A 20,763-nucleotide genomic window follows, 5' to 3' on the forward strand; every position below is an offset into this window, starting at 1 on the left:
CGAAGCGACGGGCGGCCGGCCACACGCCGACCAAGGCGAAAGGGGTCGCCGAGAAATGGCCGCGAGGGACAGGTAGGCGGCAAAGAGGGAGTCAGGAAGCTCGGGAACGCGGCCGATCAACCCGGGCCAGGATCGAATCCGACCGCCGCCGCGCCGACCGGGCCGCCGCCGCGTCGCCCGCCTGCTCGTGCGCGTCGGCCAGGTGCCGTAGCGTCTCGGCCTCGGAATACCGATCGCCGAGGCCACGGAACACCTGGCGCGCCTGCTCGTAGTAGCTGACCGCCTGCCGATGGTCGCCCAGCCCGGCGTACGCGCGCCCCAACGTGTCCAGCGACGTCGCCTGCCCGTGCCGGTTGGCGACCCGCGCGTACAGTTCGACCGCCTGTTCCGCGGCGGCCCGCGCCTCCGCCGCCTGGCCGACCAGGGTGAGGCACCAGGCCTGGCTGTTGAGCGAGCTCGCGACGCCCTCGGTGCTGCCGGCGTCCTCGAAGAGCCCGCGCGACTCGGTCAGCCGCGCGAACGCCTCGGTGAACCGCGCCTGCCGCTGCGCCGCGTAGGCGAGACCGTGCAGCGTGCGGGCCTGCCCGAGCACGTCGCCGAGGCGGGTGGCCTGCTCCAGCGCGATGTCCAGGTGCCCGCGGGCCTCGTCGAACCGTTCCAGCCGGAACAGCGCCCGGGACAGGCCTCGGTGCGCATGGCTCTCGCCGCGCAGGTCGCCGGCCCGGTGCGCGGTGTCCAGTGCGATCTCGTGCGCGCGCAGCAGGTCGTACCAGTTGCCGCGGCGCTGGATGAACGTGGTCAGCTGCCACGCCAGCCGCCAGCACAGGCCGGGGAAGCCCTGGTCGGCGGCCATCTTGACCAGCGCCAAAAGGTTGGCGCGCTCGGTCGTCAGCCACGATGTGGCCATCTCGTCGTCGTCGCCGAACAGGGGCGGCGGCCGCTCGTCGACCGGCTCGCGGTGCGGTTCGAGGGTCTGGGCGGCGGCCGAGGACCAGAGCAGGTGCGCGTCCAGGAGCCGGGCCTGGGCGGCGCGGATCTCCACCGGGTCGTCGGTGCGTGCGCACTGCTCGGCCGCGTACGCCCGGAGCAGGTCGTGCATGGTGTACCGCCCGGGTGTCCGTTCGGACAGCAGCTGGGTGCGCAGCAGTTCGGCCAGCAACTCGGTGGCGGGCCCACCGGTCAGCGCTTCGGCCGCGATCGCCGACCAGTCGGGGCCGGGGTTGAGGCTGAGCAGCCGGAACAGCCGGGCCGCGGCGGGCGAGAGGATGCGGTACGACCAGGAGAACACGCTGCGCAGGTCGGTGTGCTCGTCGTCGCTGGCGAACGCCGACATCCCGGCGGTCAGGTCGCCGGCGACCCGGGCGGCGGTCAGCATCGGCTCGGACACCAGCCGCCCGGCCACCACGGCGAGGGCGAGCGGCAGCCGCTGACACCGGTCGATGATCGCGCGGACCGCGTCGGTGTCGCCGTCCAGCCTGTCCGCGCCGACCCGCCGGGTGAGCAGCCCGGCCGCGTCGGCGGTGCTGAGCATCTCGAGGCGGACCGGGCGGGCACCGGCCGTGGCGACCAGCCCGTGCAGCGGGTTGCGGCTGGTCACCACGACGACGCAGCCGGCCGTGCCGGGCAGCAGCGGGCGGACCTGGGCGGCGTCGCGGGCGTTGTCGAGCAGGATCAGGATCTGTTTGCCGGCCAGCACGCTGCGGAACAGGCTGAGCTGGGCGGACGGGTCGGTGGGCACGGAGTTGGGGGGTACGCCGAACGCGTCCAGGAAGCCGCGTACCGCCTCGCTGGTCGGCACCATCTCGCCGGGCCCGTACCCGCGCAGGTTGACGTAGAGCTGGCCGTCCGGGAACTGGTCGACGGCCCGGTGGGCCCAGTGCACCGCGAAGCAGGTCTTGCCGACGCCGGCGGGGCCGGTCACGGTCCAGACCACCGGCAGCGGCGACGTGGTGTCCGAGTCGTCGAGCTGGGCGAGCTCGGTATCGCGGCCGACGAAGACCGCGGTGTCGGCGGGCAGCTGGGCCGGGCGCGGCCGCAGCCGGACCGGCTGGGGTTCGTCGCCGAGTCCACCGGCGGCGGTGAGGAACGCGGTCCGGTCGTCGCCGGACAGCCCGAGGGCGTCGGCGAGCCGCCGGACGGTGGCGGGGCGCGGCCGGGCGATGCGGCCGGTCTCCAGGTCGCGAATGTTGCGCACGCTGACGCCGCTGTGGGCGGCGAGCTCCTCCTGGGTCAGTCCGCACCTGCGGCGGGCGGTCCGCAGTGCATGGCCGAACAAGTCGCCTCCCTCCCCGTCATCGACGACCGTCACCCATCGTGCCGGTTCGACGGTTCTGGAAGAACCCCGGGTCGGCAACTTCCCATTCCGTGTCGAGAACGCGCCACCGGCTCCGACCCTTGGCCGAGGGACCCCGACCGAGGAGCTGACATGCCGAAATACCTGCTGATCCAGAACTACGAGGGTGGCCGCGGCTGCGATACGCCGATGGGCGAATGGGATCCGGCCGACATCCGCGCGCACATCGACTTCCAGGTGGCGCTGGACGCCGAGCTGACCGCGGCCGGGGAGCTGATCGATTCCCAGGGTGTCGGCCAGGCCGTGACCGTGGTCGTCTCGGACGGTGCCACGACCGAGGCCACGCCGGCGGCGGTGGAGGGCCGGCTGGCCGGGTTCCGCCTGGTCGACGTGGTGTCGGCGGATCGCGCGGTGGAGATCGCCGCCCGCTGCAGCGCCGCGCCGGCCCGGGCCGGCCGCCCGATCCAGCAGCCGGTCGAGGTGCGCGAGGTGATGGTCGCTCCATAGACAACCCTTGATTTCCGGGTCGGGGACCCGGATTGTTAAGTGACTTGCCGGTTATCCCCGACCCGAGGAGATCCCCGATGCGCGTCCTCCTTGCCGCCGCGGCCGCGGTCGCCGCCGTGGTGGCGACCCTCGGCGCCCCCGAAGCCGTCCCCGTCGCCCCCGAAGCCGCCCCCGCCGGAGCCGCCCCCGCCACCTTCGCCCACCCCGGCGTCCTGGTCAGCCGTCCCCAGCTCGACTTCGTCAAGGCCAGGATCCAGGCCGGCCAGCAGCCGTGGCTGAGCGCCTACAACCAGATGATGGGCAGCCGGTACGCCTCGCTGTCGCGGGTGCCCGCCCCGCGCGCCACGGTCGAGTGCGGTCCGACCTCCAACCCCAACTACGGGTGTACGGACGAACGGGAGGACGCCATCGCCGCGTACACCGACGCGCTGGCGTGGTTCATCACGGGCGACTCCGCGTACGCCCAGAAGGCCGTTGATCTGATGGACGCCTGGTCGGCCACCATCCAGCGGCACACCAACAGCAACGCACCCCTGCAGACGGGCTGGGCCGGCTCGGTGTGGCCGAGGGCGGCCGAGATCATCCGGTACACCTATGGCGACTGGCCCGATCAGGCCCGGTTCGCCACCATGCTCCGCAACGTCTACCTGCCGGTGGTCATCGCCGGCGACTCGCGGACCGGCAACTGGGACCTGACCCTGGCCGAGGCCTCCATCGGCATCGCGGTCTTCCTCGAGGACCGGGCGAGCTACGACCGCGCCATCGCCCGGTTCCGGGCCGCGGCCGCCGCCTTCGTCTACGTGACCGCCGACGGAGTGCGGCCGAAGTACCCGCCCGCCAGCAGCGTCGACACCCCGGCCGAGCTGGTCGGCTTCTGGCACAACCAATCGACCTGGACCGACGGCCACGCCCAGGAGACGTGCCGCGACTTCACCCACACCGGCTACGGCATCTCGGCCATTTCGCACATCGCCGAGACGACCCGGATCCAGGGCGGCGACCTCTATCCCGAGTTGCAGGACCGGCTCCGCCACTCGCTCGGCTTCCACACCAAGTTCGAGAACGGCACCGCCGTGCCGTCGAGTGTCTGCGGCGGCAGCGTGACGCTCGGCCTCGGGCCGGTGACCGAGGTCGGCTTCAACGCCCTGCACAACCGGATGGGCATCGCCATGGCCAACACCCAGCAGTACACCGAGTCGCACCGGCCCCAGGGCTCGAACAATCTGTTCGTCGCGTGGGAGACGCTCACGCACGCGAACAACCCCGCGTAATCGGGCAAACACGGCTTGACCCGCTTCTGTACCCTCTGCGCCCGGACGACAAGGAGACTCAGTTGGGTACAGGACGGGCGGCCATCGCCGTCGCGGCGCTCGTGGCCCTCGGCGGATGCGGCGGCTCCGCCGAGGGTGTCGAGACGCCAGGGCTGGACGCCCCCGGCACCGTGCTCACCACGGTCAAGCCGGTCCGGCAGGACGTGGTCAACAAGATCAGCCTCACCGGCAAGGTCGGCATCGACCCGGTGTTCGGCATCGTCTCGCCCCACAACGGGGAGGTGCGCTACCTCGACAAGAAGCCGACAGCCACCCCGGTCGACGAGGACACCTGGGTGGCCTCGGTCTGGTGGGACGGCGAGCGGACCGAGGTCGAGATCCCGAAGGGCTCGATGCTGGCCGGGCGACTGATGCCGGACAAGGCCCGGGTGACCGAGGGCATGCCGATCGTCTCGGCCAAGCACGCCGGGTACGGGATCGTCGCCGAGATCGACAGCGCCCAGGCGTACCGGCTCAACGGCGCCGCCCAGTCCATCCGCGGGCAGATCAAGAACGGTCCGGGCCCGTTCGACTGCAAGCCGCTGGGCACGGTGGCCGCGCTGCCCGAGGGCACCGTGCCCGAGCCCAAGCCCGATCCGACCACCCCGCCGGCCGGGCAGCCCGGCGCCTCCGCGCCGCCGCAGGCCCAGACCGGCGGCGACCAGACGCAGCCCGAGACACCGGCCGGCGGCTCCGAGCCGACCGGCCTGCGGCTGGTGTGCACGGCGCCGAAGAACATCAAGCTGATCAACGGGGCCGAGGTCACCCTCGAGGTGATCACCGGCAAGGCCAAGAAGGCGCTGGTGCTGCCGATCGAGGCGGTCGCCGGCAGCCAGGGCAAGGGCAAGGTCGACCTGGTCGCCGACGGGCATACCCGCAAGACCGTCGACGTGGTTCTGGGCCTGACCGACGGGCGGTTCATCGAGATCAAGAGCGGGCTCAAGGGTGGCGAAACCGTGGCGGTGCCCGGCCCCGACCTGCCCGACGCGCCGCCCGCGGGTGACCCGAACGCCAACCCGTCCGGGCCGACCGGATGACCCCGCTGATCGAGCTGTCCGGGATCGTCAAGACGCTCAAGGGTCAGAAGGAACCACGCACCATTCTGGACGGTGTCGAGCTGCGGGTCGACCCGGGGGAGAGCGTCGCCATCGTCGGCCGGTCCGGCTCGGGCAAGAGCACCCTGCTCAGTGTGCTGGGCCTGTTCGACCGGCCCGACCAGGGCGCCTACCTACTGCACGGGCAGGACATCAGCCGCGTGCCCGAGCGGCGGGCGGCCCGGCTGCGCAGCGCCGAGTTCGGCTTCGTGTTCCAGCGGTTCTTCCTGCTCAAGCACCTGACGGCGGCTCAGAACGTGGCGATGGCGCTGGTCAACGGTCAGGGCTGGCAGCCGCGGCGGGAACGGCGGCGACGGGTGATGACCGCGCTCGAGCAGGTCGGCATCGCCCAGCTGGCCAAGAGCAAGCCGGCCAAGATGTCCGGTGGCGAGCAGCAGCGGGTGGCGATCGCCCGGGCGCTGGTCCGTGAGCCGAAGGTGCTGCTGGCCGACGAGCCGACCGGTGCCCTCGACCTGGAAACCGGCACGCTGGTGATCGACGCGCTGCACGCCGCCACCGACCGCGGCTGTGGCCTGGTGCTGGTCACCCACGACCGCGATCACGCCGCGCGGATGGGCCGTACCCTCGATCTGCGGGACGGGGTCCTGACCGAGCGGGTGCCGGCGTGAGGCGGCTCTCCGGTCGCTCCCGATCCGCGCTGATCATCGGCCTGCAGGGCATCCGCGCCCGCAAGCTGCGCACCCTGCTGTCGATGGTCAGCCTGTTCCTGGGCGTGCTCGCGGTCGTCGTGGTGCAGGCCGGCGCCAGCATCGCCGAGAAGGCCATGTTCGCCGACACCGATCTGCAGATGGGAGTCGAGGGCACCAGGGTCATGTACGTCGGCGCCGAGGGCCGGCAGACCCAGATCGTGCTGGACGTCGTCGGTCACCGCAGCGACGCCGTCGCCATGGTCGGCATGCGGGCCGTCATCGGTGAACCCGGGGTCCGGCCGGTCAACGAGGGCGGCGCCCCGATCGGTGAGAACTGGGGCGGCGGCCCCGGCCCGGAGGCGGGCGGTGACCCGGCCGGTCAGGCGGTGGAGGTGCATCTCAGCGCGCTGACCGGGGACGTACGCGTCTTCCGCCCGTTCCGCCACCGGGCCGGCCACTGGCTCTCCTTCGGCAGCGTGCCCGCCCTGGCGCCCCGGCTGGTCCTCAACGAGGCCGCCGCCAAGGCTTTCCGGCAATACCACGTGCCGGCCCAGATGCGCCTGAACGGCAAGGACCAGACGGTCACGCCGCAGTTCGTGGGCGTGGTCGACGACGGTGACAACGCACCCCAGGCCTATGTACGCCTGGACGAGCTGGACCGCTGGACCGGCGGCGACCAGGCGGCCAACGCGCAGGGCAACCCGAGCGGCGACCTGCAGGTGCTGATGACCGGGTCGACCCCGGTCACCCCGGTCCTGCAGAAGCGGCTCAAGGCGGCCGGCTCCGATTCGAGCGTGGAGACGGTCCGCTCCCGCGAGGACATGGAGAAGGAGCTCAAGCTCATCCGGCTGATCTTCCTCGGCCTGGCCGGGCTGGTCCTGCTGATCGGCGTGGCCGGCATCCTGAACGTCGGCCTGGCCAGCGTCGGCGAGCGGGTCGAGGAGTTCGCGTTGCGCCGGGCGGTCGGCACGCCACGCCTCCTGCTGGCCGGCATCGTGCTCACCGAGACCCTGCTGACCGGCATGTTCACCGCGGCCGCGGCCATCGGGGCCAGCGCCGGCGCGCTGCGGCTGGTCAGCATGCTGTTCGGCGATCAGGAACCGTTCCTGGCCAACGTGGCCTTCCCGTGGGAGGCGGGCGTCGCCGGGATCATCGCGGGACTCGTCGCGGGCATCCTCGGCGGTGGCGTCCCGGCCCTGCGCGCGGCCGGCATTCCGATCGCGACAGTGATGCGCGCCTAGGGCGCATCTGATGGATCACCCAGCGCTGCGCCGTGGCCCAGAGCGTGACCAAAGCGGTAGCCCCGGGCGGTGTCCGAGAGCCTGACACCGCCCGGGGCTCCCACTGGCTCTAGCCGGGCAGCTGCCAGCGCTGAGCCGCGCTGCCGGAACAGCGGACGACCCAGACCGAGGAGCGTCCGGCCGGCGGCCGGGTCAGGCAGTTGCCGGAGGACGCGCTGGTCAGCGTGCCGTTCCCGCCGACCTGCCAGCGTGTCACGCCACGGTCGCCGCAGCCGGTGACCCGGACCGTGGCCATCCGGCTGACGTCGGCACACTTGTCGCGTACCCGCAGCGTCCCGTCGGTGGCCAGGGTGAAACTCTGGGCCGGCGTGTTGTTGCAGGTGAAGACCTGGATGCGGTTGCCGTCGGCCGGGTTGTTGGCGAACAGGTCGAGGCAGCGGCCGTCGTCGGCGGTGATCCGTCCGGTCCGGCTGGCCACCCGCTGCGGGGCCGGCGGTGCCAGCAGCAGCGGGCTGCGCGCCCCGGCCGGCGCGGACGTGGTGGCCGCCTTTTCCGGTGCCGGAACCCGCGTGGCCTTCCGGGCCGGTTTCTCGCCCGCCGGGGTGGCGGTCCGCCGCCCGGCCGGGGTGGACGTCGAGGTGGAGGTGGGCGCGGCCGTCGGCTCGCCGCCGAACGCGTTCTCCGGCTCGGCCACCGAGCCGGCCGACGGGGACGCGGACGGCGCGACCAGCGGCAACGCACCAGCCTGGGCCGGCGCCCGTTCGCTCGAATCGTCCGGGGCGAAGACGACGTAACCCGCCGCGGCCAGGCCGGCGGCGGCGACCGCGCCGGCGGCGGCGAGAGCGACCGGATGGCGCCGCCTGCGCGGGGTGCCGTAGACGGTCGGGGTGGACGGGGTCAGCGGCGCCTCGGCGGTGGCGGCGGCCGAGGGGTACTCGCCGGCGGGCCAGCGCACGTCGGTCCGCGTCGCGGCACCGCCGCGTACCGGAGAATGCAGATATCGGCGAACCAGCAGCGGTGCGCCGGGGTCGCCCTGGGCCTGGTCAGTCATCGCGCCGATCAACCTACCCACCCGGTGCCACCCTTGATCAACCGGCCGTTCGGGCGAGATCATCTCCCGGAACGGGCGGGCGGGGGCGCGGCTCGGACCGCGCCCCCGCAATCAGGCTCAGCTCGCGAACCGCTGCGTGATCCAGTTCGCCACGGTCGTCGTCGAGTCGAACACCGCACCCTCGTGGGTCCGGCCCTCCAGCGTGATCAGCTGGACCGGCTGGCTGTACTGCTGCAGCTGGGGCACCAGCACGTCCGACGTGATCTGGTAAGGGACCGCCTCGTCGGCCGTCCCGTGCACGATCAGGATCGGCGCTGAGGACGGGCGCTTGGCCGGGTTGCCGTACTGCGCCAGCTTGGTGATCACGATGTTGGGGACGGTGCCCCCGGGCACCAGCTGCTCGCGGGTGAGCGGCTCGTACGCGTCCAGGATCTCGTTGAGGCAGCCGGTCTGCAGCACGCTGGTCTTCTGCTTGGCCGGCGTGGCCAGGACCTGGTCGGGTTTGACGGCCGAGTCCACCGCGGACAGCCCGTAGATGGCCATCACCAGGTAACCCTTGCCCGGCGCGTCCGGGATGTCCGGCGCGATCAGGTCGAGGTTCGAGGCCGGCGCGATGGCCGCGACGCCCTTGAGCACCAGGTTGCCGTCGTAGCCGGGGGCGATCTCCCCGGCGAACAGCGCGCCCTGGCCGCCCTGCGAGTGCCCGTCGATGACGTACTTGGTGGACAGCAGCGGGTCGACGATGCGGGACGACTTGACGATGTCGATGATCGAGCGGGCCTCGCTCTCGCCGATCAGGTACGGGTGGGCCTGCGGCGTACCCAGGCCGGGGTAGTCCGGCGCGACCACGGTGTAGCCGCGGTTGAGCAGCTCGAGCACGGCGGCCCGGGCCTCGGGCCAGAACACGTTCTGGTTGAGCGACGGCGTGCACTGGTCGGCCAGCCCGGTGGTGCCGTGCGCCCAGACGACGACCTGGTTCCGCTTGTTGCTCTTGGGCGTGATGACCAGACCGGTGGCGGTGATCGAGGCGCCCTTGATGTCGGTGGTGCGGTACTCGATGCGCAGCGCCGTGCCCTTGCCCTGCAGCGGGGCGGGCAGGCTGGCGGCGGTGCGGGAAACGATGTCGCCCGGTGCGGGCGCGATGGCGGAGGCCGGTGCGCCGCCGGCGGTCAGGCCCGCGGCGATGAGGACGGTGATCAGGATTTTGCGCACACTCACTCCTTGTTGAGGGCCCCCGGCATGATCTTGGACAAACAGCCTGTGTGAGGCATGTTCCAGACATCACGCGACGGACCGTCCGATCAAGGGCCGCGGGGGTGCGTTAGCGAGCCATTCGGTTGATCCGGGCTGGCGGTCCGGCCACGCATTGACAATGCTGAGGGGTACGCACCACGACAGCGCCGTCTGGGTTCGGGAGGAATCATGCGTATCTCCGATGTTCTGCGGATCAAGGGTGACCGGGTCGTCACCGTCACACCGGACACCGACGTGGCCGGCCTGCTCCGGGTCCTGGCCGAGCACGGGATCGGTGCCGTGGTGGTGTCGCCGGACGGCACGGCGATCGCCGGGATCGTCAGCGAGCGCGACGTGGTGCGGGCGATCGCCGCGCGGGGCGCCGACGTGCTGACCGAGCCGGTGACCCGGATCGCCACCTCGAGCGTGCGTACGGTCACGCCCGAGGTGTCCCTGGAGGACGTCGAGCGGCTGATGACCGACGGCCGCTTCCGGCACGTGCCGGTGCTGGTGAACGGTGCGCTCGGCGGGGTGGTCAGCATCGGCGACGTGGTCAAGAACCGCATCGACGAGCTGGAGAGCGAACGCAGCGAGCTGGCCGGCTACATCACCGGCGAGCGTCCCTGACCTCTGGTCACGGGCGGCGGATGACGATGTCGCCGTACGAGGTCCGGGCGTTCACCTCCACGTGCGACCCGCCGCCGGCCGGCGCCTCGGACGCGCTCAGCCGGCTGTGCACGGTCCCGAACGACGTGTGCACGTCCAGGTAGGCGGGCAGCCCCTCGGGCACGCCGATCTCGAGCTCGCCCAGCGCGGTCTTGAGCGTCACCGTGCCCGGGCTGACCTCGCCGATCCGGATGGCGCCGTTGGCGGTGGAGGCGTCGACGTCGCCGCCGGCCCGGCCGACCAGCACCTCGCCGTTGGACGACCGGATCCGCACGTGGCCGCCGGCGCTGTCCAGCCGGGTCTGGCCGGTCCCGGTCTTCAGCTGCGCCTTGCCGCCGGTGTCGCCCAGGCGCAGGTCGCCGGCGCCGGTGGTAGCCGTGGCGTCGCCGTCGACGGCCCGAACGCTGATGTTCCCGGCGCCCGACTTGGCCTCCAGTGCGGCGACCCGGTCGAGCTGGATGTCACCGACGCCGCTCTTGGCCCGGACCTCGCCGAGCGGCCCGGTGCCGGTCAGGTTCAGGACCCCACCGTCGGCGTCGACGCCCGATCCGGCGGGCAACGTGATCGCGACGTCGATCACGCCGGTCTTGGCGAAGATGCCGAAGTTGCGCTGCTTGGGGCCCTTCACGAGCAGGCGGCCGTTGGCGTACTCGACGACGGTCTGCTCGGCCCAGGTGCGGTCGCGTTCGCTGCCGGGGTTGGCCGGCCGAACCTCGACGGTGGTGCCGGGGGTGTCGCCGGCGGTGACGCGGACGTCGCCGGCGGCCAGGGTGATGGTGGCCGCGATCGGGCCGGTGGTGTCGAATTCGGGCATGGCGGTACGAGCCCCCTTCTGGGTGGCTGGTCGGAGGATGGCAGAGGTGTTAGCGGGCCCAGCCGGTCAGCCGGTCGGAGCCCACGACCGAGCGGCGGGGGTGTTGCTGGGCGCCGCCGGGCGGGCGGCTGACGGCGGCCGCGGCCGCGCGGACCAGCCACGCGTTCACGGACAGGCCCTCGCGGGTGGCGGCCTCCTCGATCCGGGTCTTGAGCTGGTCGGGCAGGCGGAGATTGATGCGCGAGACGGCGTCGTCGCTTTCCGTGATCAGCGGGGGAGGGGCGGCCTCGGCCAGGGGTTCGTCGCTGGGTGGCAACGTGACGACGAAGGTCGGCTCGCGGTCGCGCAGGCGGACCTGGACCGAGCCGGGCGCCATCTCGGTGGTGATCTCGTCGGTGGCGGCGCCGAGCGCGTCGAGCAGGGCCAGGCGGAACGCCGACTCCATCGGCGCGGTGAGCCGCTCGGCGAGCGCGCGAGCCTCGGCGCCACCCAGCTCGGCGGCGTTGGCGAGCTCGCTGCGGAGCTGTTCGACGTACGGCGTGATTTCCATGGCACCAATATGGCACCACCATGGCGCCATTGCAAGTCGCGATGACGCCAATCCTCTGTTCGGCCAGGTCAGACGGCCGCCGGGGACAATATTCGCGGGTACGGCGAGTGACTATCTTCGGTGCATCCCGGGCATACCGCGCTCCGGATCGCGAGAGGTCACCCCCCGATGTCCCTCATCCGCCGCCTGGCCGTCGCCGGGCTCGCCGCCACGCTGCTGGCCGGCCCGCTGTCCACCCCCGCGGACGCGGCCGCCACGCTGCCGGCGGGCCCGCTGTCCACCCCCGCGGACGTGGCCGCCGCGCGCACCAGCGCGCGGGAGAAGCACCGCGTCGACGCGGTGCGGACGCCCAAGCTCAAGTGGTACAAGTGTTACGTCTACGCCGAGTGCGCCACCGCCACGGTGCCCCTCGACTACGACCGGCCGGGTGGGGCCAAGACCGAGATCGCGCTGGTACGCCTGCGCGCCACCGACCGCAAGCACCGGGTCGGCAGCCTCTTCGTCAACCCCGGCGGCCCGGGCGGCTCGGCCACCCAGTTCGCGCTGCTCTCGCCGCTGTTCCTGAGTGACAAGCTGCTCGCCCGGTTCGACATCGTCGGGATGGATCCCCGGGGCGTCGGTTTCAGCGACAACGTCACCTGCTTCGACTCGCCCCGGCAGCAGGCGAACGCGCTGAAGGGCATGACACCGCGGTTTCCGTACGGGAAGAAGGAAGAGAAGGCCTATGTCGCGTCGGCCGTGCGGCTGGGCCGGGCGTGCTCGACCACCGGCCGGCCGCTGACCGGGGCGATGTCCACGGCCGAGGTCGCGCGCGACATGGACGTCATGCGGCGGGCGGTCGGCGACAAGCGGCTCAATTACCTCGGTTTCAGTTACGGGTCGGTGCTCGGGTCCTACTACGCCAACATGTTCCCGGACCGGTTCCGGACGATCGCCATCGACGGCGTGATCAACCCGCGGGCGTGGGCCGGGACCAAGCAGACCCGGAACATCGTGCAGGACGTGCGGCTCGACTCGGCCGGCGGCGCGTACCGGGCGTTCGCCGAGCTCATGAACCGCTGTGCCCAGGCCGGGCCGGAGAAGTGCGAGTTCGCCGGCGGCAACACGCTGACCCGGTTCCACAACATCACCGAGCACCTGAAGCGGAACCCGATCGTGGTGCCGGTCCCGGTTCTCGGCATCACGGTGCGGATCACCTACGCCGACTTCATCGGTGAGGTGCTCGACGCGCTCTACTCGCCGAGCGCGGGGGAGGACGTGGCCGCGCTCGCCGCCGACCTGCAGCTGTTGCAGTCCGGGGCGACCGGCGCCGGCGTCACGGCCGCGCAGACGCGGTTCGCGGACCGGATGCGGCGCGGCTTCCCGTACGACAACAGCCTGGACGCGTACGCCTCGGTCATGTGCACCGACGGCCGGCACCCGGCGAACGCCTCCTCGTGGCCGGCCGCGGCCGCCGCCGCCGACAAGAAGGCGCCGTACTTCGGCCGGGCCTGGACCTGGGCCAGCGTGCCGTGCGCCCGTGACACCTGGACCGTGCGCGACGAGGACGCGTACACCGGGCCGTTCAACACGCGCACCAGGAACCCGGTGCTCGTGGTCGGTAGCTTCTGGGACCCGGCGACCAACTATCGGGACGCGGTGCAGACGGCCCGCAAGCTGCCCAACAGCAGGCTGTTGTCCAGTAACAACTGGGGGCACACGGCGTACGGTACGTCGGCCTGCGCGACCGGCGCGATGGACACCTACCTGCTGACCAAGCGGCTCCCGGCCAAGGGCACGGTCTGCACGGCGCCGCAGCCGTTCACCGGGGCGAATCTCATCCCGGGCATAGAGCTGAGCACCGCTTCGGTCAACGCCCTGGTCGCCCAGGGCCGCCCGGCGCCGGGAGCGGCCAAGCAGCTGCCCCCGATCGCCGGTCGTCGCTGATCAGCGCTTCCAGAACGCCTTACGCTCGCCGGGCTCATCCTTTCCGAGCCCGGCGAGCACCCGCAGCGCCTCGGCCCACTTGTCGGGCAGGCCCGTGTCGCCACGCAGCACCGCGACGAGATCGCGTAGCTCCGAAACCCCGGGCGCCAGCACGTCGAGGCGGCTGGCCAGGTCGTCCAGCAGCTCGGCCCGCTCGTGGTCGGGCCGGCCCTCGGCCGCGCGTAGCCGTTCCAGCTCGATCTTGACGATCGCGGTCAGATCCACCGTGGACTGAGCCCGGCCGCCCAGAAGCGCCGGGGCGCCCATCTTGCCCCGCCCGCCCGGCGCCGCACCCCGCCGCATCATCGTCGGCGCGAACCTCGGCGTCGTGCCTGGCGCCGGCGGCATCGGGGCGGCCAGCGTCATCGACGCCGACGCCATGGCGATGAACGGGGTCGCGCCCGCGGCCACCGGCGCCTCCCACCCGGACGGCGTCTCGACCGGCTGCACCACGCGGCGGGTATCGCCGTTCTCGTTCACCACCCGGCTGTCCACCGCCACGAACGCGGTGAACCGGCACAACACCCCGAACCGTAGCGACGTGGTCGTGATCGTGTGCTCCAGGCCATGATCGCCGGCCGCGTACCGATCCTCCAGGTCCCGCAGCCGCGCCCGCGCCCACTGGGCCGTCACCGCGGGCTCGTCCCTGCGTACGACCGGCACCGTGGCCTCGAAGGTCCCGCCGTCCCGCCGCTTACCGGCGACCGTGATGCTGCCCTCGGCGCGGCCGGCGTACCGCCCGGCGATCACCAGCGGCACCCCCGGATAGAGCGCCGGCAGCCGGTGCGGGCTCCGCGTGCCGTCCACCAGTGTCAGGCCCGCGGACGTGACAGTCAGGTCGGTGACCAGCGGCGCGCCGATCCGGCGATGGATGTGCTCCATCGCCTCGTCCAGCCGGTCCTCGCTCTCCACCAACTCGGTACGCCCGCCGCCGATCGACGCCAGCCGCCCCAGGAAGCCCGCGTTCACCGCCCGGTCGATGCCGATCGTGTGCACCCGGATGCCGCCGATCAGCGGCGTGATCTCTTCGAGGATCTGGTCCTCGTTGCCGACCTGGCCGTCGGTGACCAGCACCAGCACCCGGTCGCGGGCCTCGTCCCGGAGAAGCTTCAACCCCTCGCGCAGCGGCGACAACAACTCGGTGCCACCCCGCGCGTCGGCTCGCGACAGGTGCTCGACCGCCCGGAACCGATGCCGGTCGGACGCCTCGGACAGGCCCCTGTCGAGCCCGGCCGGGTATTCCACGGCGTGGTCGAAGGTCAGCACCGCGAACCGGTCGGCCGACGTCAGCGTGTCGACCACCCGGCCGGCGGCGCGGCGGGCGGCGACCATCTTCCAGCCGCCCATGCTGCCCGACCGGTCCAGCAGCAGCACCACGTCCTTGGGCCGGGCGCTCGCCTCCGCCGCCGGCGGCAGCACCGTCACCGCGAAGGTCCCCTGCTCGGCGTCGTCCGGGTCGGCTTCCTCGTCCGGTACGGCCACGGCGGTCTGCCCGCCCGGTGCGTACGCCAGCCGCAGGATGAAGTCGCGGTCGGCCCGCTCGCCCGGCCTGATGCTGATCCGCCGCCCGTCCTCCACGATCGCGTGCAGGCTGGAGGTGACGCCGCCGAGCTCGAGACCGGCCGGGTCGATGTCGACGTCGATGGAGAGCCGCAGCGGATTGGGGAAACCGGGCAGCAGCACGGGCGGGGAGATGCGCGACGCGTCCGGTACCGCGTCGGTGTCGGTCTCGTGCCCGGCACCCACCGGTGTGCCCGGCAACGGCGTGCCCGGCACGTACCGGGGCGCCACCACGAGCGGGAACCGGAACGTCGCGGCTCCGTCCTCGTACGGCAGTGGCCCGACCAGCCGCAGTTCGACGGTCACCCGCTCGCCCGGCACCAGGTTGCCGACCCGCATGGTGAAGACGTCCGGTCGCTCCTCCTCGGCGATCGAGGCCCGCTTGCCCTCGGCGATCGCCTGGTCGTAGGCCTCCCGGGCGGCTCCGCGTTCCTGAAGTTCGGCCTCGACGGTATGCCCGTCGGCGGTCATCGTCATGCCGGTCACCGCGGCCCGGTCGGGCAGCGGGAAGACGTAGGTCGCCTCGAGCGGGACGTCGTGCACGTTGACGAACTCGGCCGCGACTATTGTCCGCGCGGTGAGCCCGGAAACGCTGGACCGGACCGCGAGCCGATCGAGTGGCAGGTTGCCGCGCTCGGTCGCCAGTGACCCGAAACCGGCCTCGGGCAGGATGCGGATGCGGCCGATCTCGCCGGGCTCCATGGGGGATACGGACAGGGTCATGGCAGTCTCCCGTTCTCGGCGGTCTCGATCAGGCCGCGATCGGCCAGCAACGCAAGCAAAGGCGCGGCGGCGACGCTGATCGCGTCCCGGTCGGCCTCGGTGGGTACGCCCGGGAGCACGAGAATCGCCCCGCCCCCGAGCCGCACCGCCCCGGCAACACTGTCAACGTCACGCTCGACCGGGCCGACTTGGGCGGCCGCACCCGGGCCCACCTGGGCGGCCGCCGCCGGACCCATCTGGGCCGGCGCACCCGGGCCCACTGGCGGGCCGACCTGGGTGGCCACCGCCGGGCGGGCCGCCCAGAACCGCGGCCGGGCCACCGGATCGGGCTCGGGACCATCGGCGACCAGCAGGTCGGCCGGCACCCGGGCGATGGCCGCGAGCGTCTCGTCGCCCGCGCCGGTCAGCTCGGCCTGGATCTGTGCGATCGACAACCCGGCGGCCTGCCGCCGCTTGACCGCGACCAGCTGGAGCAGGTGCCGGGGCCCGTACAGCGCGGTGCGCCCGCTCATGCCCAGCGGCCGGTCGATCAGCCCGATCGTGCGGTACCACCGGATGGCCCGGCGGTCGGGGACGTCGCGGACCCGCCCATTGGGTGCGCCGGCATACTCGGCGGCCAGCGCACGGCCCACCCGATCAACCAGCTCATCCAGCGTCCACATGCCGACCACTCTGACACTGTCATGGTGACACTGTCAACCGCCCGTCGAGCTCGAGGAACTGGGCGCGCTCAGCATCGCCGACGTGGTGGCCGGCGTGGCCACCGACACCCTGCCGATCTACGTCACAGGCGGATGCGCCTCAGGTCGGCCACCGGCGCGGGCAACGGCCGCGGCAGCGACAGGCCCTCATGCGACGCGTACGCCGCGAGCACGGTGTCCAGGTAGTCACGGCGGATCCGGGCCGTGCCCGCGGCGATGCCCCGCCGGGCCCGCTCGGCACTTCCCGGCTCGGCGACATAGGTCCAGGCCGGTCCGAAGCCGTCGACGTCGACGCTGGTCCGTCGATAGTTGCCCTCCCGAGCGTCGAGCGCCGGCAGGCCGTCGTCCGGGACGTGGATGACGACGCCCTCGGCCGCGCCGCCCGGTTCGACGGTCAGGAACAGGACCTGGACCGACGGGCGGCTGCCGTCGGCCGGGTCCAGGTAGGCGACCGACCGGTTCACGCCGTTGTCGGTGCACACGTTCCAGGTGAGCGACCAGCCGGTGAGCCGCGCGCGGGAGTAGTCGCGGCCCGCGACCGCCGGCCGCCCCACGAGCTCGGCGATGGTGGCCGGCGCGATCAGCGACCCGTAACCGAAGACCGCCGCCATCGCCGCATCATAGGCGGCGCGGATATCATCCGACCGTATGCGAACCATCGGTCTGATCGGCGGCATGAGCTGGGAGTCCACCGCCGAGTACTACCGCCTGCTGAACGAGTTGACCCGGGACCGGCTCGGCGGCCTGCACTCGGCCCGGTGCGTGGTCTACTCGGTCGACTTCGCCGAAATCGAACAACTCCAGGTTCAGGGGCGGTGGGCCGAGGCCGGGGAGATCCTGGCCGACGCGGCCCGCGCGCTGGCCGCGGCCGGTGCCGATCTGCTGCTGATCGGCACCAACACCATGCACAAGGTGGCCGATCAGGTCGCCGCGGCCGTGCCGATCCCGTTGCTGCATCTGGCCGACGCCACCGCCGACGCGGTACGCGCGGCCGGCGTCACCCGGGTCGGCCTGCTCGGGACCGCCTTCACCATGGAACAGGACTTCTATCGTGGGCGGCTCGCCGGCCACGGGCTCGACGTGCTGGTGCCGGAGCCCGAGGACCGCGCCCTGGTGCACCGGGTGATCTACGACGAGCTGTGCCTGGGCGTCGTCGACGACCGGTCCCGTAAGGAATATCGGCGGATCATCGAGAACCTGGTCGCGGCCGGCGCGGAGGGCGTGATCCTGGGCTGCACCGAGATCGAGCTGCTGGTCGGGCCCAAGGACAGCCCGGTGCCGGTGTTCCCGACGACCCGCCTGCACGCCGAGGCGGCGGTCCGCGCCGCGCAACAGTAGGGCCGGGAAGCGCGCTTCCCGGCCGTACCCCCGATGCCGTTCTAATTGACCTCGCGCCGCAGCATCCGGAACGCGCCCGCCACCAGCGGGACCAGCACCCACACCGCGGACGACACCGCCAGCCTCGACCACTCGCCGCCGGTCATCGCGTGCTCGGTCAGAGGGGCCGTGGTCAGGTTGATGTCCAGCCACCCGGCCGCCTTCTGCAGCGAACTGATCACCGAGCCGAGGAGCGTCCAGACCATCGGCAGGGCGAAGAAGCCGACGATGGCCAGCGGCGTGTTCATCAGCAGGCCACCGAACGCGGTGCCCATCAGCACGTACAGCACCTGCAGCAGCACACACTGGGCGATCACCTGCCCGTTCATGCTCCAGCTGCCCGCGCTCACCAGGTTGAACACGGCGGCGAAGACGAACGTGGACGCGGCGGCCAGGACGGCGATCGCGGCGGCGGCCAGCAGCTTGGCGGCGAGAACGCGGCCGCGCTGCGGGACCAGGGTGAACGTGGTCAGCGCGGTGCGTTGCGACCACTCGCTGGTCATCGACAGGATGCCCAGCACCGGCAGCAGGATGCCCGCCGGGAGCTGCGCGAAGGTCAGGTACGACATGAACGTGTGGGCGTCGTCGGGCGCCGCGAACAGCAGGATCAGCCCGGTGGCGACCGAGGCCAGGGCGATGACGACGAGCAGCCACAGGCCGGCCCGAGTGTCGGCCAGCTTGCGTAGCTCGACACCGACCAGGCGGCCGATCGGGATCGTCCGGTTCCGGTGCGAGGCGGTGGTCGCCGGCACCTCACTGTCGACGAGGGTCGCGGTCACTTCACAGCCTCCTGCACGGAATCGCCGGCGGTCAGGGTGAGGAACATCTGCTCGAGGCCGCCGCCACCGGCCGGACGCAGCTCCAGCAGGACCAGGCCGGCGTCGGCGGCGGCCCGGCCGATCGTCTCGGCGTCGGACTGGACGATCGTGGCGCCGTCGGCGGTGGGGGTGCCGCTCAGGCCGGCCCGGCGCAGGACCATGTCGAGGGCGGCGCGGTCGAGGGCGCGGACCACCATGCCGGAGGCGGACAGCAGCTCGGCCTTGTCACCCTGCGCGACGATCTTGCCCCCGCCGATGACGACCAGTTGATCGGCGACCGCCTCGACCTCGCGCAGCAGGTGCGAGGAGAGCAGCACGGTGCCGCCCGCGTCGGCGAAGTCGCGCAGCAACCCGCGCATCCAGAAGATGCCCTCCGGGTCCAGGCCGTTGGCCGGCTCGTCCAGGATCAGGATCTTGGGATCGCCGATCATCGCGTACGCCAGCCCGAGCCGTTGCCGCATGCCCAGCGAGTAGGCTCGCACCCGCCGTTTCGCCGCCACCTGGTTGAGCCCGACCCGCTCCAGGCTCTCGTTCACCCGCCGGTTGTCGAGGCCCATCGTCGACGCGGCCAGCGACAGCACCTCGCGCCCGGTGCGCCCGGCGTGCTGGGCCGAGGCGTCGAGCAGTACACCGACCCGGCGGCCGGGGTTGCCGAGCTTGGCGAACGGCACCCCGTCGACGGTGGCGGTGCCCGCGGTGGGCGGGGTCAGCCCGGTGATCATGCGCATGGTGGTGGACTTGCCGGCGCCGTTCGGGCCGAGAAAGCCGGTGACCGTGCCGGGCGGACAGGTGAACGACACGTCGGAGACGGCCGGATGTGACCCGTACCGTTTGCTGAGGTGTTCGACCGTAATCATGAGCATGACGGTGCCGGGGCCACCTGGCCACTCGCCACTGCCGGAGGTCGACGGGCACCCCCGACTTTGGTCGGTATCCGCCGTTCCGGCCGCCCGCCTAGGCTCTGACCCATGACGACCGTGCCGACCGAGAACCGATGGCTCCTGCTGCCGTCGGCGCTGGGCGGGTCACGGCGCCGGTCGACCCGCGACTGGGTCGTCGACACGCTCTGCTTCCTGCTCGGGTTCGGGTTCACCGTCCTGATCACGGCCGACCTGCTCAGCAGCCACGCGACCGTCGTCCCGGAGTATGCGGACACCCCCCTCTGGCTGGTCTGGGTCGACTTCGTGGTCGGCACGCTGGCCGCGGCCGGCCTGTGGTGGCGACGGCGCTGGCCGGTGCGGCTGGGTCTGGCGATGCTGGTGACCGGCGTCTTCACGGTGACCGGCGCCGTTACCGGCATGATCATGCTGTTCACGGTCGCGGTGCACCGGAAGTTCGCCGTGACGGCCGCCATGGCCGCCGGGACGGTGCTGGTCAGCGCGCCGTTCACTCTGTTGCGACCCGACCACGGCAGCTCGTTCTGGGAGAGCATGGGCTGGAGTGTCGTGGTCGTCCTGATCATCGTGCTGTGGGGTTCCGTGGTGCGGTCCCGGCGGCAGCTGGTGCTCTCATTGCGTGACCGGGCCGAGCGTGCGGAAAGCGAGCAGCAGCTGCGCGTCGCCCAGGCCCGGACGCTGGAACGGACCAGGATCGCCCGTGAGATGCACGACGTCCTGGCCCACCGGATCTCCCTGGTCAGCCTGCACGCCGGCGCCCTCGAGATCCGCGGTGACGCCTCACCGGAAGAGGTCGCCACGGCCGCTGGGGTGATCCGGGCCAGCGCTCACCAGGCGTTGCAGGACCTGCGCGAGGTGATCGGGGTGCTGCGTACCGACACCGACGCCTCGTCGGCACCCGAGCGGCCCCAGCCCACGATCGCGGAACTGCCCGCCCTGGCCGACGAGTCGAGGGCGGCCGGCTCCCGGGTGCGCCTGGAGCTCGACGCGGCGGCCGACAGCGTGCCGGAGGGGGCCGGGCGGACGGCGTACCGGATCGTGCAGGAGGGTCTCACCAATGCCCGCAAGCACGCGCCGGGCGCCACGGTCACGGTCGCCATCAGGGGTGGGCCGGGTGAGGGCCTGACCGTCTCGGTGCGCAATCCGTGGCCGGCCGGCGGCACACCGGCCGCGATCCCGGGCGCCGGCACCGGCCTGGTCGGGCTGGCCGAACGGGCCACGCTGGCCGGTGGCCGGCTGACCCACGGGCGCGAGCCGACCGGCGAGTTCGTCCTGACAGCATGGTTGCCCTGGCCGGTGGTTGACGCATGACGG

19 protein-coding genes are annotated in these 20,763 nt (G+C 72.4%); 9 read left to right on the top strand and 10 right to left on the bottom strand.

The annotated features are described in order from the left end of the window. Positions 1-91 precede the first annotated feature (91 nt). Positions 92-2,275, bottom strand: coding sequence for an ATP-binding protein (locus ACGFIO_RS04685; RefSeq protein ID WP_392822016.1), 2,184 nt, complete (start codon positions 2,273-2,275; stop codon positions 92-94). Between the two features lie 150 nt (positions 2,276-2,425). On the opposite strand from ACGFIO_RS04685, the gene ACGFIO_RS04690 reads away from it, so the two are divergent. From ACGFIO_RS04690 to ACGFIO_RS04710, 5 genes are all read left to right on the top strand, one after another. Further along, a complete protein-coding gene (locus tag ACGFIO_RS04690; RefSeq protein WP_392822019.1) occupies positions 2,426-2,800 on the top strand; it encodes a YciI family protein in 375 nt (124 codons plus the stop codon). A 77-nt stretch (positions 2,801-2,877) separates the two neighbouring features. Then, positions 2,878-4,071: an alginate lyase family protein gene (locus tag ACGFIO_RS04695; protein WP_392822021.1), complete on the top strand. Its 1,194-nt coding sequence runs from the start codon at positions 2,878-2,880 to the stop codon at positions 4,069-4,071. A gap of 62 nt (positions 4,072-4,133) precedes the next feature. Continuing rightward, positions 4,134-5,147, top strand: a complete 1,014-nt coding sequence (locus ACGFIO_RS04700; RefSeq protein WP_392822023.1) for an efflux RND transporter periplasmic adaptor subunit — start codon at positions 4,134-4,136, stop codon at positions 5,145-5,147. Further along, positions 5,144-5,833 (top strand): ABC transporter ATP-binding protein, encoded by a 690-nt coding sequence (locus ACGFIO_RS04705; protein WP_392822025.1) that lies wholly within the window; start codon positions 5,144-5,146, stop codon positions 5,831-5,833. Before ACGFIO_RS04700 ends, ACGFIO_RS04705 begins: the two co-directional genes overlap by 4 nt. Beyond that, entirely contained in the window at positions 5,830-7,095 is a 1,266-nt protein-coding gene (locus ACGFIO_RS04710) for an ABC transporter permease (protein ID WP_392822027.1), read from the top strand. The genes ACGFIO_RS04705 and ACGFIO_RS04710 overlap by 4 nt, the downstream gene beginning before the upstream one ends. A gap of 109 nt (positions 7,096-7,204) precedes the next feature. On the opposite strand, the gene ACGFIO_RS04715 is transcribed toward ACGFIO_RS04710, so the two are convergent. Beyond that, entirely contained in the window at positions 7,205-8,167 is a 963-nt protein-coding gene (locus ACGFIO_RS04715; RefSeq protein ID WP_392822029.1) for a ricin-type beta-trefoil lectin domain protein, read from the bottom strand. Positions 8,168-8,263: 96 nt separating this feature from the next. Next, positions 8,264-9,358 carry an alpha/beta hydrolase family protein gene (locus ACGFIO_RS04720; RefSeq protein ID WP_392822031.1) on the bottom strand — a complete coding sequence of 365 codons (1,095 nt, stop codon included), beginning with the start codon at positions 9,356-9,358 and terminating at the stop codon, positions 8,264-8,266. 210 nt (positions 9,359-9,568) lie between these two features. Here ACGFIO_RS04720 and ACGFIO_RS04725 point away from each other — a divergent pair, with 210 nt between their 5' ends. Continuing rightward, complete coding sequence (locus tag ACGFIO_RS04725) at positions 9,569-10,006, top strand: CBS domain-containing protein (protein ID WP_392822033.1); 438 nt, start codon at positions 9,569-9,571, stop codon at positions 10,004-10,006. A gap of 7 nt (positions 10,007-10,013) precedes the next feature. Here the strand turns inward: ACGFIO_RS04725 and ACGFIO_RS04730 are convergent, their stop codons facing one another. Continuing rightward, positions 10,014-10,859: a DUF4097 domain-containing protein gene (locus ACGFIO_RS04730; protein ID WP_392822034.1), complete on the bottom strand. Its 846-nt coding sequence runs from the start codon at positions 10,857-10,859 to the stop codon at positions 10,014-10,016. 49 nt (positions 10,860-10,908) lie between these two features. Beyond that, entirely contained in the window at positions 10,909-11,409 is a 501-nt protein-coding gene (locus ACGFIO_RS04735) for a toxin-antitoxin system HicB family antitoxin (protein ID WP_392822036.1), read from the bottom strand. 168 nt (positions 11,410-11,577) lie between these two features. Here ACGFIO_RS04735 and ACGFIO_RS04740 point away from each other — a divergent pair, with 168 nt between their 5' ends. Next, a complete protein-coding gene (locus tag ACGFIO_RS04740; RefSeq protein ID WP_392822038.1) occupies positions 11,578-13,335 on the top strand; it encodes an alpha/beta fold hydrolase in 1,758 nt (585 codons plus the stop codon). Here the strand turns inward: ACGFIO_RS04740 and ACGFIO_RS04745 are convergent, their stop codons facing one another. The 3 genes from ACGFIO_RS04745 to ACGFIO_RS04755 form a co-directional block, all read right to left on the bottom strand. Next, positions 13,336-15,657: a VIT domain-containing protein gene (locus tag ACGFIO_RS04745; protein WP_392822041.1), complete on the bottom strand. Its 2,322-nt coding sequence runs from the start codon at positions 15,655-15,657 to the stop codon at positions 13,336-13,338. Next, positions 15,654-16,319, bottom strand: a complete 666-nt coding sequence (locus ACGFIO_RS04750) for a MerR family transcriptional regulator (RefSeq protein WP_392822043.1) — start codon at positions 16,317-16,319, stop codon at positions 15,654-15,656. Before ACGFIO_RS04750 ends, ACGFIO_RS04745 begins: the two co-directional genes overlap by 4 nt. A 122-nt stretch (positions 16,320-16,441) precedes the next feature. Then, complete coding sequence (locus ACGFIO_RS04755; protein WP_392822046.1) at positions 16,442-16,969, bottom strand: gamma-glutamylcyclotransferase family protein; 528 nt, start codon at positions 16,967-16,969, stop codon at positions 16,442-16,444. Positions 16,970-17,006: 37 nt separating this feature from the next. Here ACGFIO_RS04755 and ACGFIO_RS04760 point away from each other — a divergent pair, with 37 nt between their 5' ends. Next, positions 17,007-17,696: an aspartate/glutamate racemase family protein gene (locus ACGFIO_RS04760; protein ID WP_392822049.1), complete on the top strand. Its 690-nt coding sequence runs from the start codon at positions 17,007-17,009 to the stop codon at positions 17,694-17,696. A 41-nt stretch (positions 17,697-17,737) separates the two neighbouring features. Here the strand turns inward: ACGFIO_RS04760 and ACGFIO_RS04765 are convergent, their stop codons facing one another. Both ACGFIO_RS04765 and ACGFIO_RS04770 read right to left on the bottom strand, forming a co-directional pair. Further along, the gene (locus ACGFIO_RS04765; protein WP_392822051.1) at positions 17,738-18,514 is read right to left on the bottom strand and encodes an ABC transporter permease; all 777 of its coding nucleotides are present in this window, start codon (positions 18,512-18,514) and stop codon (positions 17,738-17,740) included. Further along, positions 18,511-19,410 carry an ABC transporter ATP-binding protein gene (locus ACGFIO_RS04770; RefSeq protein ID WP_392822054.1) on the bottom strand — a complete coding sequence of 300 codons (900 nt, stop codon included), beginning with the start codon at positions 19,408-19,410 and terminating at the stop codon, positions 18,511-18,513. The genes ACGFIO_RS04765 and ACGFIO_RS04770 overlap by 4 nt, the downstream gene beginning before the upstream one ends. A gap of 111 nt (positions 19,411-19,521) precedes the next feature. Between ACGFIO_RS04770 and ACGFIO_RS04775 the strand changes: the two genes are divergently transcribed. Beyond that, positions 19,522-20,760, top strand: a complete 1,239-nt coding sequence (locus ACGFIO_RS04775; RefSeq protein WP_392822057.1) for a sensor histidine kinase — start codon at positions 19,522-19,524, stop codon at positions 20,758-20,760. Positions 20,761-20,763: the final 3 nt, after the last annotated feature.

Origin of the sequence: Actinoplanes sp. NPDC049265, from assembly GCF_043197135.1 — a bacterium.
In the GTDB taxonomy this organism is placed as follows: Bacteria; Actinomycetota; Actinomycetes; order Mycobacteriales; family Micromonosporaceae; genus Actinoplanes.

Excerpts from the sequence above, each read along its gene's own strand:
- ACGFIO_RS04770 (WP_392822054.1), bottom strand. The coding sequence starts at position 19,410 with ATGATTACGGTCGAACACCTCAGCAAACGGTACGGGTCACATCCGGCC.
- ACGFIO_RS04755 (WP_392822046.1), bottom strand. The coding sequence starts at position 16,969 with ATGGCGGCGGTCTTCGGTTACGGGTCGCTGATCGCGCCGGCCACCATC.
- ACGFIO_RS04750 (WP_392822043.1), bottom strand. The coding sequence starts at position 16,319 with ATGTGGACGCTGGATGAGCTGGTTGATCGGGTGGGCCGTGCGCTGGCC.
- ACGFIO_RS04735 (WP_392822036.1), bottom strand. The coding sequence starts at position 11,409 with ATGGAAATCACGCCGTACGTCGAACAGCTCCGCAGCGAGCTCGCCAAC.
- ACGFIO_RS04695 (WP_392822021.1), top strand. The coding sequence starts at position 2,878 with ATGCGCGTCCTCCTTGCCGCCGCGGCCGCGGTCGCCGCCGTGGTGGCG.
- ACGFIO_RS04745 (WP_392822041.1), bottom strand. The coding sequence starts at position 15,657 with ATGACCCTGTCCGTATCCCCCATGGAGCCCGGCGAGATCGGCCGCATC.
- ACGFIO_RS04760 (WP_392822049.1), top strand. The coding sequence starts at position 17,007 with ATGCGAACCATCGGTCTGATCGGCGGCATGAGCTGGGAGTCCACCGCC.
- ACGFIO_RS04730 (WP_392822034.1), bottom strand. The coding sequence starts at position 10,859 with ATGCCCGAATTCGACACCACCGGCCCGATCGCGGCCACCATCACCCTG.
- ACGFIO_RS04705 (WP_392822025.1), top strand. The coding sequence starts at position 5,144 with ATGACCCCGCTGATCGAGCTGTCCGGGATCGTCAAGACGCTCAAGGGT.
- ACGFIO_RS04740 (WP_392822038.1), top strand. The coding sequence starts at position 11,578 with ATGTCCCTCATCCGCCGCCTGGCCGTCGCCGGGCTCGCCGCCACGCTG.
- ACGFIO_RS04775 (WP_392822057.1), top strand. The coding sequence starts at position 19,522 with ATGACGACCGTGCCGACCGAGAACCGATGGCTCCTGCTGCCGTCGGCG.
- ACGFIO_RS04725 (WP_392822033.1), top strand. The coding sequence starts at position 9,569 with ATGCGTATCTCCGATGTTCTGCGGATCAAGGGTGACCGGGTCGTCACC.
- ACGFIO_RS04690 (WP_392822019.1), top strand. The coding sequence starts at position 2,426 with ATGCCGAAATACCTGCTGATCCAGAACTACGAGGGTGGCCGCGGCTGC.